Source organism: Pseudophaeobacter sp. A-200-2 (assembly GCF_041008815.1).
GTDB lineage: Bacteria > Pseudomonadota > Alphaproteobacteria > Rhodobacterales > Rhodobacteraceae > Phycobacter > Phycobacter gallaeciensis_A.
The window spans coordinates 93,606-109,625 of the sequence record NZ_JAXGFU010000006.1 but is presented as its reverse complement, the minus strand read 5'-3'; the positions used below and the strand labels follow the sequence as shown (position 1 = coordinate 109,625).

Below are 16,020 nucleotides of genomic sequence, written 5' to 3'. Positions count from 1 at the left end.
TCTCTCCCCGTCACGTTTGCGGCGCACCATATCCGCGAAGGCACGGGAAGGTAAAGCAAAGGTCGGGGAGGGACAGGTGCCGCCTTAGGCGTGCTGCTCCAGTGCGCGGATGAACATCGCGGGATCCACATTGCCGCCGGTGGCCACGGCGATCACCGCATCGCCTTGGATCTCATCCCCGTGGAACAGGGCCGCGGCAAGGGCAGCAGCGCCGCCTGGTTCGACAACGATCTTCAGCCGCAAGAATGCCAGCGCCATGGCGTGCAGGGCTTCGTCCTCGGTGATGACAATGCCGGGGCCGCAAAGGCGCGACAGGATGGGAAAGGTGATTTCCCCCGGCGCAGGCGTCAGGATGGCATCGCAGATGGAGCCGGAGGTGGCGGGATTGCTTTCGACCTGCCCGCTTGAGAGTGACCGGGCCACGTCGTCAAAGCCTTCCGGCTCGGCGGGGCGCACCCGCAGACCGGGCGCCCGCGCCTCAAGCGCCAGCGCCACGCCGCCGGTCAGACCGCCGCCACCGCAGCAGACCAGCACATCGCCCGAGGTGACGCCTTCGGCAGCGGCCTGCTCTGCGATCTCCAGACCAACGGTGCCCTGGCCCGCGATCACCTGCGGATCGTCATAGGGTTTTACCAGCGTCAGGCCGCGGGTTTCCTCGTAATGGGCGCCGATCTCTTCGCGGCTTTCGCCTGCGCGGTCATAAAGCACCACCTCGGCGCCAAGGGCGCGGGTGTTGTCGATCTTCAGCTGCGGCGCGTCAGAGGGCATGATGATCACGGCAGGGACGCCATGGGCCTGCGCGGCGGCTGCTACACCCTGCGCATGATTGCCGCTGGAATAGGCCAGCACGCCACGTTTGCGGGTGTCCTCGTCCATTGCCGAGAGCGCTGCCCAGCCGCCCCGGAACTTGAACGATCCAGTGTGTTGCAGACACTCAGGTTTGACCAGCAGGCGACGGCCCGCAACCTCGTCGAGGAAGGGCGAGGATAGCAGCGGTGTCTTGCGGGCGTGGCCATCAAGCCGCTGTGCAGCGGCTTCGATCATGGAAATGGAAGTCATCAAATCTGGTCCAATACGGAATGAATAAGGGTGAGGGCAGCCGGTTCGTCCAGAAACGGGACATGGCCGCGATTGTCCAGCTCTACCGCCTGCAGGGCAGGCAGGCGGCGCTGCATTTCAAGATAGGTCTCATGGCTCAGCACATCGGAATTGGCGCCCCGGATCACGCCGCAGGGCAGCCCTTCAAGCGCCATGAACAGCGGCCAAAGATCGGGGGGCGGGCCAGCCTTGGCCTGCTCAAGCAGCGCATCGCGCAGGCGTGGATCATAGCGCAGGGCAAGGCCATCCGGCGTTTCGTCGTAGAAGACCTCGACCTCCTCGCGCCAGCGGGCGGGCGGCACGTCGGGGAAGGCGGGTGCCATCAAAGCCGCCAGAGTTTGCGCAGCCTTATCATAGGTTTTTGCAGCGGGGCGGCGACCGACGTATTCCATGATGCGGGCAATGCCACCTTGAGGGATTTCCGGCCCCACATCGTTCAGCACCACGGCGCTAAGGCGGTCCTTTGCGGTGGCGGCCAGAACCATGGCCACCATTCCCCCACGTGAGGTGCCGAGGATCGCCGCCTGTTCCAGGCCCAGGTAATCCATCAGCTCGATCACATCCTGCGCCTCGCGCATGACGTTGTAATTGGCGATCTTAGGGTCGGGGTCCGATTGCCCGCGCCCGCGCGCATCCAGCGTGATCATCCGGTAGCGTGCGCCATGCGGTGCAAAATACCGAAAGTCCTGCCCATCGCGGGTAAGGCCCGGCAGGCAGATCAGCGGCAGGGCCTGACCCTGCGCGCTGTCGGTGTAGTGGAGCGACAGCCCATCCGAAGTGGTGAAATTTGGCATCGGTGCGATGTGCTCCTTTGGGATTGAGGGGATCAGCCCTTGGCGATGTCCGGGATCGTGGTGAGATCATTCAGCACGTGCTGCGGCGTCCAGGGCAGGCGGTCCATCGGTTCTCCGGCGCGGTTGACCCAGACGGTTTCGAAGCCGTAACCGCTGGCCGCCGCCGCGTCCCAGCCGTTGGAGGAGACGAAGAGCACCTCGGAGGATGCGCAGTCAAAGCGTTTGCCGACCAGATCGTAGACGCTGGAATGCGGCTTGAAGACGCCGACGCTTTCGACCGACAGGAGATCGTCCAGAACCGCGCCCACTCCGGCGGATTGCACGCATCCTTCGAGCATCCCGGGCGAGCCGTTGGACAGGATGGCCGTGTTGAAACCGGCCTCTTTCAGCGCGGTGAGCATGGCGGGCACCTCGGGATAGGCTTGAAGTTCCCAGTAAAGCGCCAGCAGCCGCTCGCGCAGGGCGTCATCTCCGGCCAGACCGGCGGCCTCCAGCGACCAGTCCAGCCCGTTCTGGGTGACCTCCCAGAAATCGGTATGGGCGCCGGTTACCGCGCGCAGCCAGGTGTATTGGATCTGCTTCTGGCGCCAGTTCGCAGCCAGAGTTGCCCAAGTGCCCTGAAGCTGGGGGAAGTCCGGTTCAGCCGCGGCCTGCCGGGCGGCGGCGGCAACATCGAACAGGGTGCCATAGGCGTCGAATACACAGGTGGTGATGGGCATGGGGTCCTCCGTTGCCGCGACTTTGTCATAGGAGGCAGCTTGGAACAAAGCGGGAAGTTGTACCTGTCACAATTGCGCGAGGGTGCCCGGATGGCGGTCAAATATTGTCTCTGCTGCGGTCCGGGCCGTGGGTTTACATCACAAACAGGTCCTGTAGGGTCCGGCCCTTTAGATTCTGAACACGAACTGGAGGTCACATGACCGAGGTAAAGAATGGCGACACCGTGCGCATCCACTACACGGGCCGACTGACGGATGGGACCGTCTTTGACAGCTCCGAAGGGCGTGATCCGCTGGAGTTCACCGTTGGCGCCGGTCACGTGATCGGCGGCATGGATGCCGGTCTGCCGGGCATGGTCGCGGGCGACAAGAAGACGCTCGAGATCGCCTGTGATGACGCATACGGTCCGTCCAACCCTGACGCACGTCAGGCGATCCCGCGCGAAGGTATTCCGGATGACATTCCGCTGGAGCCGGGCACGCAGCTGCAGATGCAGACCCCGGAAGGCCAGGTCCTGCCGGTAACCGTGGTCGAAGCGGACGAAGCGACGGTTACGCTTGATGCCAACCATCCGCTGGCGGGCAAGGATTTGATTTTCGATATCGAGCTGGTGTCGATTAACTGATCTGCGAATTATTCTGCAAGGCGGGGTTCTCCCGCCTGAAAAGGCCGGATCCCAGATCCGGCCTTTTCCGTTGGGCCCGTTCCGTCGGAGTGGCGCCGCTGCGCGGCGCGAAGGACGGCTGAGAGGCGCCAAAGGGAGGGCTTTGCCCCTCCTTTGGGCGCCAGAGCCAGTTTGTGTGCGGCCAGAGCCGCCTCAAGGGCAGGCCGCACCTAGGGTGCGGCGGCTGCGGCGCCCTTGAACCGGCTCCGGCCAAAGGGGGATGGGCGTTTCGCTTTCTCTACTTGCATGGGCATGAAACTGCGGCTTTGCTGGCCGAGGGGCAAAATAGGGAGACATATGGCATGGCTGCAACGGAGCTTATCCGGGCACTGGACCTTGAGGTGCCGATCTTTCAGGCACCGATGGCGGGGGTCAGCTCTCCTGCCATGGCGGCGGCGGTCAGCAATGCAGGCGGGCTTGGCGCGCTGGGCATCGGCGCCTCTGGAGTGGCGCAAGCGCGGGAGATGATCCGCCAGACGCGGGCGCTGACTGCGCGGCCATTCAACGTCAATGTTTTCTGCCACCAGCCCGCTGTGACGGATCCGGCGCGGGAGGCGGCCTGGCTGGATCTGCTCGCCCCGGTCTTTGCCCGGTTCGATGCGGAGGCGCCAGCGGCCTTGAGCGAAATATATACCAGCTTTGTGGTGGACAGGGACATGCAGGAGATGCTGCTGGCAGAGCGCCCGGCGGTGGTCAGCTTTCATTTCGGCCTGCCTGCGCCGGATGTGATACTGGCACTGAAAGAGGCGGGTATCTTTCTGATGGCGAGCGCCACATCGTTGGCGGAGGCGCGTGCGATCCGCGACGCCGGGGTGCAGGCGGTGGTGGCGCAGGGCTGGGAGGCTGGCGGTCATCGCGGCATCTTTGATCCGGCAGCTCCAGACGAAAGGTTGAATGCCCTTGACCTGACGCGGCGGCTGGTGGCGGAGGTTGATCTGCCGGTGGTCACCGCAGGCGGGTTGATGAAGGGGGGCGATATCGCAGCGGCGCTGCGTTTGGGGGCGTCTGCAGCACAGCTGGGCACCGCCTTCATCGATTGTAGCGAGAGCCTGGCTGATGGCGCGTACCGCGCCCGGCTGCATTCGAAAGCGGCAGAGGCCACGCAGATGACAGCGGCGATTTCAGGCCGCCCGGCCCGTTGCCTCGCCAACGATTTCACCGCATGGGCGACAGAGCACGCAGGCGCGGCTGTTCCGGACTATCCGATCGCCTATGATGCGGGAAAGGCGCTGAATGCGGCGGCTAAATCGGCCGGGGCCTCTGGGTTTGGCGCGCAATGGGCAGGCCAAGGCGCGCCGCGCGTCCGCAGCGGTTCGGCGTCGGATATCATGGCAGCGCTGATTGCCGAATGGCGCGCGGCCACGGCATAGTTCCGCGAGGGCGCAACAGAGCGCGGTCCGCGCGCCGGTGTAACGAGCAGATGGAGGGTATGAGATGAGCACGCGAATGGAGGATCTGCTGGCCCGGATGCGGGAGCTGCAGGACGAGCTGGAGGATGAAATTGCCGACAAGCGCGCCGCGTTTCAGTACAAGCTGGAGAACGGCCGCATCGTCTGGGAGGAAGAGGCCCGCCGTCGTCACCGGGCTTTGCGGGTGCGCTGGCTACGCTTTCTTGCCTACACACGGCCGATGGTGCTGATCACCGCCCCTTTCATCTATGCGCTGATCGTGCCCTTCGTGCTGCTGGATCTTTTTGTGCTTGTCTATCAGGCCGCCTGTTTCCCGGTTTACGGTATCCCCAAGGTGCCGAGGCGCGATTTTATCCGGATGGACCGGCACCATCTGGCCTATCTCAACGGAGTGCAGAAACTGAATTGCATCTACTGCGGGTATTGCAACGGGGTGATCGCCTGGGTGCGTGAAGTTGCCAGCCGCACCGAAGCCTATTGGTGCCCGATCAAGCATGCCGCGCGGGTTGCAGGGGCCCACGCGCGCTATGCCGAGTTTTCCGAATTCGGAGATGGCGAGGGGTTCGAGGCAGGATTGGCGCGCTCCCGCCGTAAGGTTCAAGAGAAGGATGGCCCGGACGAGGCTGACGGAGGGTGAGCCGTTTGGGATCGCGCCTGCCATAAAAGAAAAACGGGCGTCCGGTGAGGGCGCCCGTTTTTCCATTTTGAAGTATGCAGCTTGCGGAAAGCTTAGAGGTTTTCCTGCTGCGGCATACCAAGAATATGAAAGCCACCATCGACACGGATGACCTCACCCGTTGTATAGGCGCCCGCATCCGAGGCCAGATAGACGGCGGTGCCGCCCACAGCTTCAAGCGTTGCGTTTGACCGCAAGGGCGCGTTCTGTTCGGTGTGCTTGTAGGTCTTGCGCGCCCCGCCAATAGCGGCGCCAGCGAGGGTCTTCATCGGGCCGGGCGAGATCGCGTTGACGCGGATGCCATCGGGGCCAAGATCATTGGCCAGATAGCGGGTGGCGCTTTCCAGTGCGGCCTTGGCAACGCCCATCACGTTGTAGTTCGGAGTCACCCGGTTGGAGCCGCCATAGGTCAGCGTCAGCAGGGTGCCACCGTTCTCCTCCATCATCGGATAGGCGCGGCGCGCTACCTCGATGAAGGAATAGGCGGAGATATCCATGGAGTTCTTGAAGTTCGCGCGGCTGGTGTTGATGAACCGGCCGGTGAGCTCGGTCTTGTCCGAATAGGCAATCGCGTGCACCACAAAATCGATTGTCGGCCAGCGCGCCGCCAGCTGTTCGAAGGCGGTGTCGAGTGAGGCATCGTCGGTCACATCCACATCGACCATGAAATCGCTGCCGACAGAGGCCGCGAGCGGTTCCAGCCGCTTGCCAAAGGCTTCACCCTGATAGGTGAAGGCCAGCTCGGCTCCGGCCTCGTGCATCGCCTTGGCGATGCCCCAGGCGATGGAACGTTCGTTGGCCACGCCCATGATCAGGCCCCGTTTGCCGGTCAAAACTCCAGACATGACGTGCTTATCCCTTGTACTTGCTCAGAACCATGGAGCCGTTAGTGCCCCCAAACCCAAAACTGTTGGTCATCACGCTGTCCAGACCGGCGTTCTCCACATAGGAGGTGGCGATTTCCCCCTCTTCGATGCCTTCGGACAGGGTTTCGACGTTGATCGACGGGGTGATGAAATCGTTTTCCAGCATCAGAAGACAGAAGATCGCCTCCATCGCTCCGGCAGCCCCCTGGGCGTGGCCGGTCATCGACTTGGTCGAGGAAATCGGCGGCACTTGGCCTGCGCCAAAGACGCGGCGGGCGGCTTCGACTTCGCCGAGGTCGCCAACCGGGGTCGAGGTGCCATGGGCGTTGATATAGCTGACCTTGCGGCCCTCGGGCAGGGTTGACAGGGCCAGACGCATGGCGCGCTCGCCGCCTTCACCGCTGGGGGCCACCATGTCGTGCCCGTCCGAGGTTGCAGCAAAACCGGTGACCTCGGCATAGATCTTGGCACCGCGGGCCAGCGCGTGATCGAGATCTTCCAGCACGACGATGCCGCCGCCGCCGGTGATCACGAAACCATCGCGGTTCTGGTCAAAGGCGCGCGAGGCCTTTTCGGGCGTGTCATTGTATTTCGAGGACATCGCGCCCATCGCGTCGAACAGGCAGGACAGGGTCCAGTCCAGCTCTTCGGCGCCACCGGCGAACATCACGTCCTGCTTGCCCATCATGATCTGCTCGGCGGCGCTGCCGATGCAATGCAGCGAGGTGGAGCAAGCCGAGGTGATGGAATAGTTGATGCCCTTGATCTTGAACGCGGTCGACAGGTTGGCGGAAATCGTGGAGGACATGCATTTCGGAACCGCGAAGGGCCCGATCCGCTTGGTCGCGCCGGTTTTCAGAACGGTCTGATGCGCGGCCAGCAGGGACGAGGTCGACGGTCCGCCGGACCCTGCAATGAGGCCGGTGCGGTCGTTGACGATCTGATCTTCGGACAGGCCGGAATCGGCAATCGCCTGTTGCATGGCGATATGGGCATAGGCGGCCCCCGGCCCCATGAAGCGCAGGGTGCGCTTGTCCACATGTTCGGCAGGATCGATTTTCAGCGTGCCGGCCACCTGGCTGCGAAAGCCGTGTTCGGCCATTTCGGGGCTGGCTACGATACCGGATTTCCCGGCCTTGAGCGATGCAAGAACCTCTTCGGCACTGTTGCCGATCGAGGAGACGATGCCAAGACCGGTGACGACGACGCGACGCATAGGTGCACTCCCTTAATAGCTTTTGCCTTACTAGGCCGTGCAGGGCATGGGTGCAAGATGGGTTGGGTTTGGGGGTGGGGGCTTTGCGCAGGAAGCGACCTTTGCAAAGCCGGGGCCTCCAGGCGTTCGGGATCGACCTGACGGCCCGACGTGGCCATTCTCCAATCGCGCAGAGAATGTCTGAAACCCAACTCTTTCAGCCTTTCACACCTGTCCCAATCATGCGGCGTTGGCGATCTTTTGGTGTGGATGCCCTAAATCAAAAACCCATTTGGGAGTAGTATGGATCCTTCTTAAGTGCAGGGTGGTCAACATGGAGGTTGGGAGCCAATGATGCGCTGCTGCCGTTCTTCGCGACCGCCAACAGGGCCAAAACCTTCGGAAAGAAAAGCGCCTGAGGGAAGGTGTGATTGGCCGCCTTGATGTAGGCTTTGAGCGATTGATTGAAGCTTGTAGAGCTACTTACATCCAGCAGATATTCGCATACGTCATCAGCATCTGGCGAGTTCAGATTGCGAAGGAATTCAAGATACCGGCCCCATTCGGTTTCACCAATAAATAGAGATGTCAGGCCTGCGGCTGCTCGGCTGAGCCAGAAGTCATCTGATATACTCTCGATATTGTCATCTAGGAGCCTTTGTATTTTTGTGCGTGTGAGAAAACGCGCCGAGACGAATAATGCGCTATGCAAGCCAATGTCGCCTGTCGATGCGGCGTGCCTGCAAAACTCTTCTGCCCGCAATGTGCATGCGTTGGTTTTGCGAAATCTGGCGTGAAGCATGAAACCTGCTACATCCACGTACGCAGCATCGTCAATGAACACGCCATTTTTGACCATGGTGATCAGTTTCTTGAGGACTGTATTCCCTCTGGTTGTTCTGGAGAGATAACGCAGTGCCGTTGGTCGCATAGAAGGATTGTGCTCGACCTGCCAGAGGAGGTCCTCGTCACTGACTGAGCTTCCCACGTCGTAGATCAAGCTCAGTACATGTTTGTGGATTTTCGGCCCGTTACCCCTGATGAAGAGCGAATTCTCACCCGGTCCACCGGCAACGGACCGATCAAGCCAAGCCTCATATTTCGCGGTTAGTATTGTTCTAGCAAATTTAATGAAACGCCCTTTCTCGACAAATGTTTCTATCCGAGTCAGCGACAGGTTTTCTGAGGTGCAAAAGTGTTTAAAGGCTTCTTTTTGCGACAATATTTGAGTTTTCGAAGAGTTGAGCCTGAGTTGGCGTGATTGCAGCGTCAGATCCATATCCCTAACAATGGCCTTCGCCTTCTCAACAGATTCCACGCCAACATCCATATCATCCATGAATCTTGCGTAGTTGGACACTGCTGAGTGCTCGCACAACTTGTCGACCTCGTAGAGCATTGCGTTCGCCAAAACACGTGTGGCTGATGTCTCGATCTGAGGCATGCCCACTTGAGTCAAAGGCATGAAGTCTGGCGTCCATGTCAGGCGGTTCAAAACGTGGATTAGCAGATCGAGAATCGACTCCCGGATGTCTGCAAGCGACGAAACAATATTTCTTAGATGTTGGAAGTTGATGAAGTCATAGAAATTCGCGACGTCAGTAATGACGATGAAGTCGTTCTCCTTGGCAAAGCCAAAGATGCTCTTCTGGAATTTCTTCCAACTGGCAAATGATCCGTACTCAAAGTCACTTTGCTTAAAGCCTTTCGCAAACTTTCCATCGTCCGGTTCAAAGAATGCCGATTTGCTTGGGGCTTTTCGTTTCAACTCGAAGTACACTGATCTGGAGAGCCTCTCCAGAACAAGAAGGTCTCGCGGGTGTATCAAGGTCATTTGGCGGCAAAGACCGCGAGATTTCTCAGTTAGATATCTCTTTGGCATTCGCACCACGTAGTTACCTTCGCTGACCTCCCTGCGAACGCGTTGAAGAAGACGTGTCAAACCTTGGTCAATGTCTCTATACTCAATCGCGTCAAAAACGAGTTGTTTCCGAATTTGCGGTTTTGTACGTTTCCTCCACTCCTCCTTTAAGAGTTTCACATCGAAAACGTCCTGGATATCACTTTGCAGAAACTGAAACTTCGGAGATTGCAAAACCGGCCTCGCGCGTTGTTCCCTTAGTTATCGGACTGAGAGAGCTCGCTGACAAGAGGGAGCAGGATCGTTTGGACTATGCTCTAGGGAGAGTTGTCGAGCCCGAACATTGGAATGTGACACGAGCATAGAGTCGCTCAGCTAAAAGGCGAGCACTTGTGCATTGCGGACATTCGGATGGCTCGCAACGAATGCCAGGAAACATGTCCGCTTCAAGCAGATACCTGAAACACCTCTCCAACAAAAAAAGAGGCCCCGCGGGGCCTCCTGATCTTCTCACCTGGTTGTGACTGAGGTCAGCCGTCGCGGGCCTCAGCCCTCGCTCAGAACAACCCGCATGTCCTTGACCTGGTAGATCTCTTCGCCATCGGCCTCCACCGTGCCGTCGGCAACGCCCATGGTCAGGCGGCGGGTCTGCATCGCCTTTTTGAAATCCACCTTGTAGGTCAGCATCTTACGGTCGGGGCGGACCATGCCGGTCAGCTTCACCTCGCCAACGCCCACGGCCATGCCGCGGCCCTTCCAGCCGCGCCAGCCGAGGTTAAAGCCGGTGAGCTGCCACAGCCCGTCCAGACCCAGGCAGCCGGGCATGATCGGGTTGCCGGGGAAGTGGCATTCGAAGAACCACAGGTCCGGGGTGATGTCGAATTCCGCCAGGATGTGGCCCTTGCCGTGGCTGCCGCCGTCGGCGCTCACTTCGGTGATGCGGTCCATCATCAGCATCGGCGGTGCGGGCAGCTGGGCATTGCCCGGGCCGAACAGCTCGCCTCGGGCGCATTTCAGCAAATCTTCTTTGTCAAAGCTGCTCGGGTAGTCGGCCATGCTGGCGGTGCTCCTGCTGAGGTGTCGGTTTTCAATCTGGCCTCCTGTAGCATCGGCCCTGCGGGTCCTGCAAGGGTTCTGCATCTGTCCCGTCCATGTGCTGCCCATGTGCTGCGGGGGCTTTGCGCGGGGCGCGGTGCAAGACGCCGCAGGGGAATCCATTTGAAAATCCCCCCCCGTTGCCCCTATATATACGGTCAGCAACGCGAGGCAGGATCTGCATATGACGCCAAACAGCGAAGATCTGGCAACCAACTGGCTGGGGCAGGCCGGTCTGCGCCCGACCCGGCAACGGGTGGCGCTGGCTGAACTGCTGGTCGGGGATGGCAAGCATCGCCATGTCACCGCCGAAAGCCTGTTCGAAGCCGCCAAGGACAAGGGCGCAGCCGTGTCGCTGGCCACCGTCTACAACACGTTGCGCGCCTTTTGCGAGGCGGGCGTGCTGCAGGAGATCACGGTGGACGGGTCGAAAAGCTATTTCGACACCAACACCCATGACCACCCGCATTACTACTGGGAGCAGGAAGGCCGCGTCAGCGATGCGCCCTCGGATCAGCTGGTGATCCAGCGCCTGCCCGAGGCGCCCGAAGGCATGGAGATCGCATCGGTCGATGTAGTGGTCCGCCTGCGCAAGAAGGCCGATCACGGCTGATCGTCTGATTCTCTCTCCGTAGCGTCCTTTTTGAAAGCCTGCGTCAGCGCAGCCATCGCCCGCGCGGTGAGCGAGTGCGGCGCCGGGTCCGCGTGGCAGGTCAGCACGACCGGCTCCACCGCCTGCGGCGCGGCCAACGGGCGGGCGATCAGTGGCAATCCTTCATAGCTGTGGTCCGATTGCGGCAGGCTGTAGGCCAGTCCGATGCCTTCGCCGCTGGCGGCCAGGCTGCGCAGGAGTTCCAGCGAGGCGGCGCGATGGGCGATGGCAGGCACCAGCCCGGCGCCGCGAAACAGCCGCATCATATGGGCAATCGACAAGCCCTCGCGCGACAGGATCAGCGGCTGGCTCGCGAGGTCGTCAAGGCTGACCTCAGCCCGGGCGGCCAGCGCATGATCCGGCGGAATCAGCGCCTGTGGCGTGACGCGGTAAAGCTCCTGCCGGGTAAAGCTGGAATCAAGCCCCAGATCCCAGGTCAGCGCCAGATCGCAGGCGCCGGACAGCTGCGCTGCAATGAGATCCTCGAAATCGCTCTCCAACAGGTCCAACTCCACCCCCGGCAGGGTCTGTCGCAGCACCCGCAGGGCACGTGGCAGCAGAAAGGGCGCAAGATCACGGAAACATCCCATTACCAGCCGTCCCTGCGGTGCAGCACCGGTGCCCGCGTGTTCCAGCCGCGCGGCCTCCGACAACAGCGCCTCGGCTGCGGTGACAAACTCGCGCCCTTGCGGCGTCAGTGCCAGCGCCGCGCCTTTTCTGCGCAGGAACAATACCCGGCCCAGATGTGCCTCGATCCGGGCCAGCGCGGCGGACAGTGCGGGCTGGCTGACATGCAGCGCCGACGCCGCGCCAGACAGGCTGCCATGGCGGGCGATGGCGGTGACATATTCATAGTGGCGCAGAGTGAGGTATAACATGTTCCGAAGGGTATATTAGAAAGATATGATTTGAAATTATGTTCTGGCCAGATCAACTTTACCAGCAGCAAGACGTCCAATGAGGGAGACGAAAGATGGTGCATCCGCTGATCACCGAAGAGCAGGTCGAAACCTACCAGCGCGACGGGGTGGTGATGATCAAGGGCCTGTTCAAGGATCAGGTCGATCTGCTGCGAAAGGGTGTAGAGGCCAATATGGCAGAGCCGGGCCCCTATGCCTCCAACAACGAAAAGAAGGGCCAGACCGGGCGTTTCTTTGACGACTACTGCAACTGGACACGGATTTCCGAGTTTGACGAAGCGATCAAGGCCTCGCCAGTGGCCGAGGTTGCCGCCGATCTGATGCGCTCTGACCGGGTGCAGATGTTCCACGATCACGTGCTGGTCAAGGAGCCGGGCACCTCGATGGCGACGCCCTGGCATCAGGATGGCCCCTATTACTTTGTCGAGGGCCAGCAGACGATCAGTTTCTGGTCGCCGCTTGATCCCGTGCGGGAGGCATCGCTGCGCTGCGTTGCCGGATCGCATGCCTGGGAAAAGGAAGTGCTGCCCACCCGCTGGGTCTCGGAAGAGGGGTTCTTTGCCGACGAGGGACAGTACATGCCGGTGCCCGATCCCGATGCCGAAGGCATGCGGGTCATGGAGTGGGAGATGGAGCCCGGCGACGCCGTGGCCTTCAACTATCGCACGCTGCATGGCGCGCGCGGTAATACCGCAGATCAGCGCCGCCGTGCCTTTTCCCTGCGGCTGGTGGGCGATGATGCACGTTATGTTGAACGCCCCGGCCCGACCTCACCGCCGTTTCCGGGTCATGACATGCAGCCGGGCCAGCGCCTGCGCGAGGATTGGTTCCCGGTGCTGTTGCAGCGGTAAGCGGCTGCTATTAAGGCGGGGCAGGGGGAGCCGGGTAACTGCCCTCAGAACCACTGCCCCGGCTCCATCAACCCCAGATCCAGCAACTGGCGCGAATGCCATTCGAACGGGGTGGAATTGTGCCAGCGGAAGCTGTGGATATCGAACGAAGAGCCGGGATTGCGTTTCAGCGCCTTGGCGGTGCGGAAGGAACAGATGGCTGCCGTCAGGTTGTGATGCCAGGGGCAGGAATAGGTGTTGTATTCGTCGATATTGAAAGTGTGGTTCTGCTGTAGCTCCAGGTCGGGTCTGGCCCGGAACAGAGAGATCCGGTCGATCTTGCGGCTGGCCTGCGGGATGTGTTCCTCGTGGCGCCAGCGCACACCGCCGAAAAAGTCGAGCTGCCGTTCCTCGGGGCTGCTTTTGGCACCAATGTAACGGGACTGCGCATAGTATCCCGATTTATCCAGATAGGCATTGGCCAGCGACACGGCGTTGGGATGAGCCTCAAGATCACCTGCATAGAGGTCGATCACATAGGTCAGCATCGCCGCGCGCTTTTCCTCGGTGTGAAAGGTCAGCATTTCCGCGACAGTCCGCGTTTCACAAAACGGGAAGAACAGGTATTCCGCGTTGTAGCAGTAGTAGAGCCAGCATCCGGGGCTTGCGGTGCGGATCACCTTGTTGATTGCGGCAAAGACGGTTTCGGGCACGCTGCAGTCAAACGGCACCCGGTGCACCCGGTTTTTCACATCCCCCGGCAGGTCAAAGGCATCAGGGATCAGGGCGATCACCTCGGCAAAGCCGCTTTGCAGGTGGTGGCGCAGGGTGGTGCCGATTTCCACGTCATCTTCGAAAAAGATCAGCGCAACGGGCCCCTTGATCAGCAGCGCCGACTGCTGCTCAAGAAAATCGTCGAGGGAAGAATACATCACGGCGGTCTGCTCCTGCCTTTCTGGCATTTGCTCCCAAAATCGGGTAAGTGCGCTTGCATTGCAAGCGGCGTCATTTCCCAGTATGGCAGGCCGCTGATCCCTATGTCCGGCTGGAAGGCAACGAACCCATGAGCGCCCCCAAGAAGCTGTTTATCAAGACCTACGGCTGTCAGATGAATGTCTATGACAGCGAACGCATGGCCGAGGCGCTGGGCGGGCAGGGCTATGTCGAGACGAAATCGGCGGATGATGCCGACATGATCCTGCTGAACACCTGCCACATCCGGGAAAAGGCCGCCGAAAAGGTCTATTCCGAGCTGGGCCGGTTCAAGGGTCTGAAGGCAGAGAAGCCGGATCTGAAGATCGGCGTTGCAGGCTGCGTTGCGCAGGCCGAGGGCGAAGAGATCATGCGCCGCCAGCCGCTGGTCGATCTGGTGGTCGGACCGCAAAGCTATCACCGCCTGCCAGAGATGGAGAGCAAGGCGCGCGCGGGGGAGAAGGTGCTCGATACCGATTTCCCCGAAGAGGACAAATTCGAAAAGCTCAAGAACCGCCCCAAGGCCAAGCGTGGCCCGACGGCCTTCCTGACGGTGCAGGAGGGCTGCGACAAGTTCTGCGCCTTCTGTGTGGTGCCCTATACCCGTGGTGCCGAAGTCTCCCGCCCCGTGTCCCGTATTATCGGTGAGGCGCAGGAACTGGTGGAGCGCGGCGTGCGCGAGATCACGCTGCTGGGTCAGAACGTCAACGCCTATCACGGCGAGGGGCCGAATGGCGCCGACTGGACCCTGGCGCAGCTGATCTGGGAGCTGGACAAGATCGACGGGCTGGAGCGCATCCGCTTTACCACCTCGCACCCCAACGACATGATGGACGACCTGATCGAGGCGCATGGCACCTGCAAAAAGCTGATGCCCTATCTGCACTTGCCCGTGCAGGCCGGATCGGACCGGATCCTGAAACGAATGAACCGCAGCCATACCGCCGAAAGCTATATCCGCCTGATCGAACGCATTCGCGCCGCGCGGCCGGATATCCTGATCTCGGGCGATTTCATCGTCGGCTTCCCGGAAGAGACCGAAGAGGACTTCCAGGCCACGCTCGACCTGATCGAGGAAGTGAAATACGGCACTGCCTATTCCTTCAAATACTCGACCCGTCCGGGCACCCCGGCGGCCGAGCGCGCGCAGGTAGAGGCCGCAGTGGCGGATGAACGCCTGCAGCGGCTGCAGGCCCTGCTGACCCGCCAGCAGCGCGAGGTGCAGGACAGCATGGTCGGGCGCGAGGTCGGCGTGTTGTTCGAAAAGGCGGGTCGTCTGCCCGGGCAGATGGTGGGCAAATCCGACTATCTGCACGCGGTGCATGTGGCCGATTGCGACCGCGCCATCGGCGATCTGGCGCGGGTGCGCATCGTTTCCTCGGGCGCCAATTCGCTGGCCGGTGAGCTGATCGGCTGACCATTTCCTCGGGCCTTTGCAGCCTTTGATCACCTCGCTCCTTTGGCGCGGGGTGAGTCTTTATTGCATCCATTTTGTGGACAGTTTTAAGAAATTTGTTTGAGTGTTGGGTAAATCCGCATAGTTTTGGGAAAAAATAGGCTCCGCCAAGGGGCAATAGGCTGAAAAGTTGTGTAGTTTATTGTTTATACATGGATTGATGCTGTTACCGTGAGGCTTAACGCTCGTGGTGGCATGCTCCCGGGGGGACTTAGGTGAAGGATATCTGGTTGTGCTGAATTTCAAGTTGAGAAAAGCAGGCGCTTTGCTGGCCGCTGCCACGGTCGCATTCAGTCTGGCAGGGGCGTCTGTTCAGGCGCAGGATACGCAGACACGTACTGTTGTCGGGGAACGCTATGTGCCGACCATCTGGGTTGATCCGGATGGCTGCGAACATTGGGTGATGGACGATGGCGCCGAAGGTTACATGACACCGCATGTCACACCGGACGGCAAACCTGTGTGTCGTCCCGGTCTGCTGTGCGGTATGATGCCGACGGATCAGTTCTTTGCCACGGACAAGCATTTCATCAACGCGGCAGGCCGCAAGCGCCTGACGGAATTCTTTCAGAAGACAAAACCGAGCACACGGTATTTCGTGATTGCGGGTCACACCGACAGCCGCGCCTCGGATGAATACAATATCGGCCTGTCGCAACGCCGGGCCAATGCGGTGGCTCAGGTCGCACGATCTGCCGGTGCGCGGGTTGGTGATATCCGCGCCTACGGCGAACGTGATCCGCGCGTTCCCAATACCAGCGCGGCCAATATGGCGCAGAACCGTCGCGTCGAAATCTATTGTGTGCGCTAAG

16 protein-coding genes are annotated in these 16,020 nt (G+C 60.8%); 7 read left to right on the top strand and 9 right to left on the bottom strand.

Annotation, left to right across the window (positions count from 1 at the left end):
• Positions 1–84: 84 nt before the first annotated feature.
• The 3 genes from SM766_RS10770 to SM766_RS10760 are packed head-to-tail and all read right to left on the bottom strand — an operon-like array spanning position 85 to position 2,611.
• Entirely contained in the window at positions 85–1,059 is a 975-nt protein-coding gene (locus SM766_RS10770; RefSeq protein ID WP_368947775.1) for a threonine ammonia-lyase, read from the bottom strand.
• The gene (locus SM766_RS10765) at positions 1,059–1,892 is read right to left on the bottom strand and encodes an alpha/beta fold hydrolase (RefSeq protein ID WP_368947774.1); all 834 of its coding nucleotides are present in this window, start codon (positions 1,890–1,892) and stop codon (positions 1,059–1,061) included. Before SM766_RS10765 ends, SM766_RS10770 begins: the two co-directional genes overlap by 1 nt.
• A 32-nt stretch (positions 1,893–1,924) precedes the next feature.
• Positions 1,925–2,611 carry a haloacid dehalogenase type II gene (locus SM766_RS10760; protein WP_065272311.1) on the bottom strand — a complete coding sequence of 229 codons (687 nt, stop codon included), beginning with the start codon at positions 2,609–2,611 and terminating at the stop codon, positions 1,925–1,927.
• Positions 2,612–2,808: 197 nt separating this feature from the next.
• On the opposite strand from SM766_RS10760, the gene SM766_RS10755 reads away from it, so the two are divergent.
• From SM766_RS10755 to SM766_RS10745, 3 genes are all read left to right on the top strand, one after another.
• On the top strand, positions 2,809–3,237 hold the full coding sequence (locus SM766_RS10755) for an FKBP-type peptidyl-prolyl cis-trans isomerase (RefSeq protein WP_065272312.1): 429 nt from the start codon (positions 2,809–2,811) through the stop codon (positions 3,235–3,237).
• Between the two features lie 341 nt (positions 3,238–3,578).
• A complete protein-coding gene (locus SM766_RS10750) occupies positions 3,579–4,646 on the top strand; it encodes an NAD(P)H-dependent flavin oxidoreductase (RefSeq protein WP_368947773.1) in 1,068 nt (355 codons plus the stop codon).
• Positions 4,647–4,710: 64 nt separating this feature from the next.
• A complete protein-coding gene (locus SM766_RS10745; RefSeq protein ID WP_065272314.1) occupies positions 4,711–5,322 on the top strand; it encodes a hypothetical protein in 612 nt (203 codons plus the stop codon).
• A gap of 92 nt (positions 5,323–5,414) precedes the next feature.
• On the opposite strand, the gene SM766_RS10740 is transcribed toward SM766_RS10745, so the two are convergent.
• The 4 genes from SM766_RS10740 to fabA all read right to left on the bottom strand — a co-directional run bounded on the left by SM766_RS10740 (position 5,415) and on the right by fabA (position 10,339).
• Positions 5,415–6,206 carry an enoyl-ACP reductase FabI gene (locus SM766_RS10740; RefSeq protein WP_065272315.1) on the bottom strand — a complete coding sequence of 264 codons (792 nt, stop codon included), beginning with the start codon at positions 6,204–6,206 and terminating at the stop codon, positions 5,415–5,417.
• 7 nt (positions 6,207–6,213) lie between these two features.
• Positions 6,214–7,443, bottom strand: coding sequence for a beta-ketoacyl-ACP synthase I (fabB, locus tag SM766_RS10735; RefSeq protein ID WP_368947772.1), 1,230 nt, complete (start codon positions 7,441–7,443; stop codon positions 6,214–6,216).
• Between the two features lie 259 nt (positions 7,444–7,702).
• Positions 7,703–9,463: an RNA-directed DNA polymerase gene (locus SM766_RS10730; protein WP_368947771.1), complete on the bottom strand. Its 1,761-nt coding sequence runs from the start codon at positions 9,461–9,463 to the stop codon at positions 7,703–7,705.
• Between the two features lie 366 nt (positions 9,464–9,829).
• Positions 9,830–10,339, bottom strand: a complete 510-nt coding sequence (gene fabA / locus SM766_RS10725; RefSeq protein WP_065272318.1) for a bifunctional 3-hydroxydecanoyl-ACP dehydratase/trans-2-decenoyl-ACP isomerase — start codon at positions 10,337–10,339, stop codon at positions 9,830–9,832.
• A gap of 223 nt (positions 10,340–10,562) precedes the next feature.
• On the opposite strand from fabA, the gene irrA reads away from it, so the two are divergent.
• A complete protein-coding gene (irrA, locus tag SM766_RS10720) occupies positions 10,563–10,991 on the top strand; it encodes an iron response transcriptional regulator IrrA (RefSeq protein ID WP_274830553.1) in 429 nt (142 codons plus the stop codon).
• Here irrA and SM766_RS10715 read toward each other — a convergent pair.
• Positions 10,982–11,908, bottom strand: a complete 927-nt coding sequence (locus SM766_RS10715) for a LysR family transcriptional regulator (RefSeq protein ID WP_368947770.1) — start codon at positions 11,906–11,908, stop codon at positions 10,982–10,984. The two genes, irrA and SM766_RS10715, sit on opposite strands and share 10 nt — an antisense overlap.
• 95 nt (positions 11,909–12,003) lie before the next feature.
• On the opposite strand from SM766_RS10715, the gene SM766_RS10710 reads away from it, so the two are divergent.
• The gene (locus SM766_RS10710) at positions 12,004–12,801 is read left to right on the top strand and encodes a phytanoyl-CoA dioxygenase family protein (protein ID WP_368947769.1); all 798 of its coding nucleotides are present in this window, start codon (positions 12,004–12,006) and stop codon (positions 12,799–12,801) included.
• Between the two features lie 44 nt (positions 12,802–12,845).
• Here the strand turns inward: SM766_RS10710 and SM766_RS10705 are convergent, their stop codons facing one another.
• Positions 12,846–13,715 (bottom strand): glycosyltransferase family protein, encoded by an 870-nt coding sequence (locus SM766_RS10705; RefSeq protein WP_368947768.1) that lies wholly within the window; start codon positions 13,713–13,715, stop codon positions 12,846–12,848.
• A 128-nt stretch (positions 13,716–13,843) separates the two neighbouring features.
• On the opposite strand from SM766_RS10705, the gene miaB reads away from it, so the two are divergent.
• Positions 13,844–15,169, top strand: a complete 1,326-nt coding sequence (miaB, locus tag SM766_RS10700) for a tRNA (N6-isopentenyl adenosine(37)-C2)-methylthiotransferase MiaB (protein WP_065273685.1) — start codon at positions 13,844–13,846, stop codon at positions 15,167–15,169.
• A gap of 265 nt (positions 15,170–15,434) precedes the next feature.
• Complete coding sequence (locus SM766_RS10695) at positions 15,435–16,019, top strand: OmpA family protein (RefSeq protein ID WP_370571264.1); 585 nt, start codon at positions 15,435–15,437, stop codon at positions 16,017–16,019.
• Position 16,020: the final 1 nt, after the last annotated feature.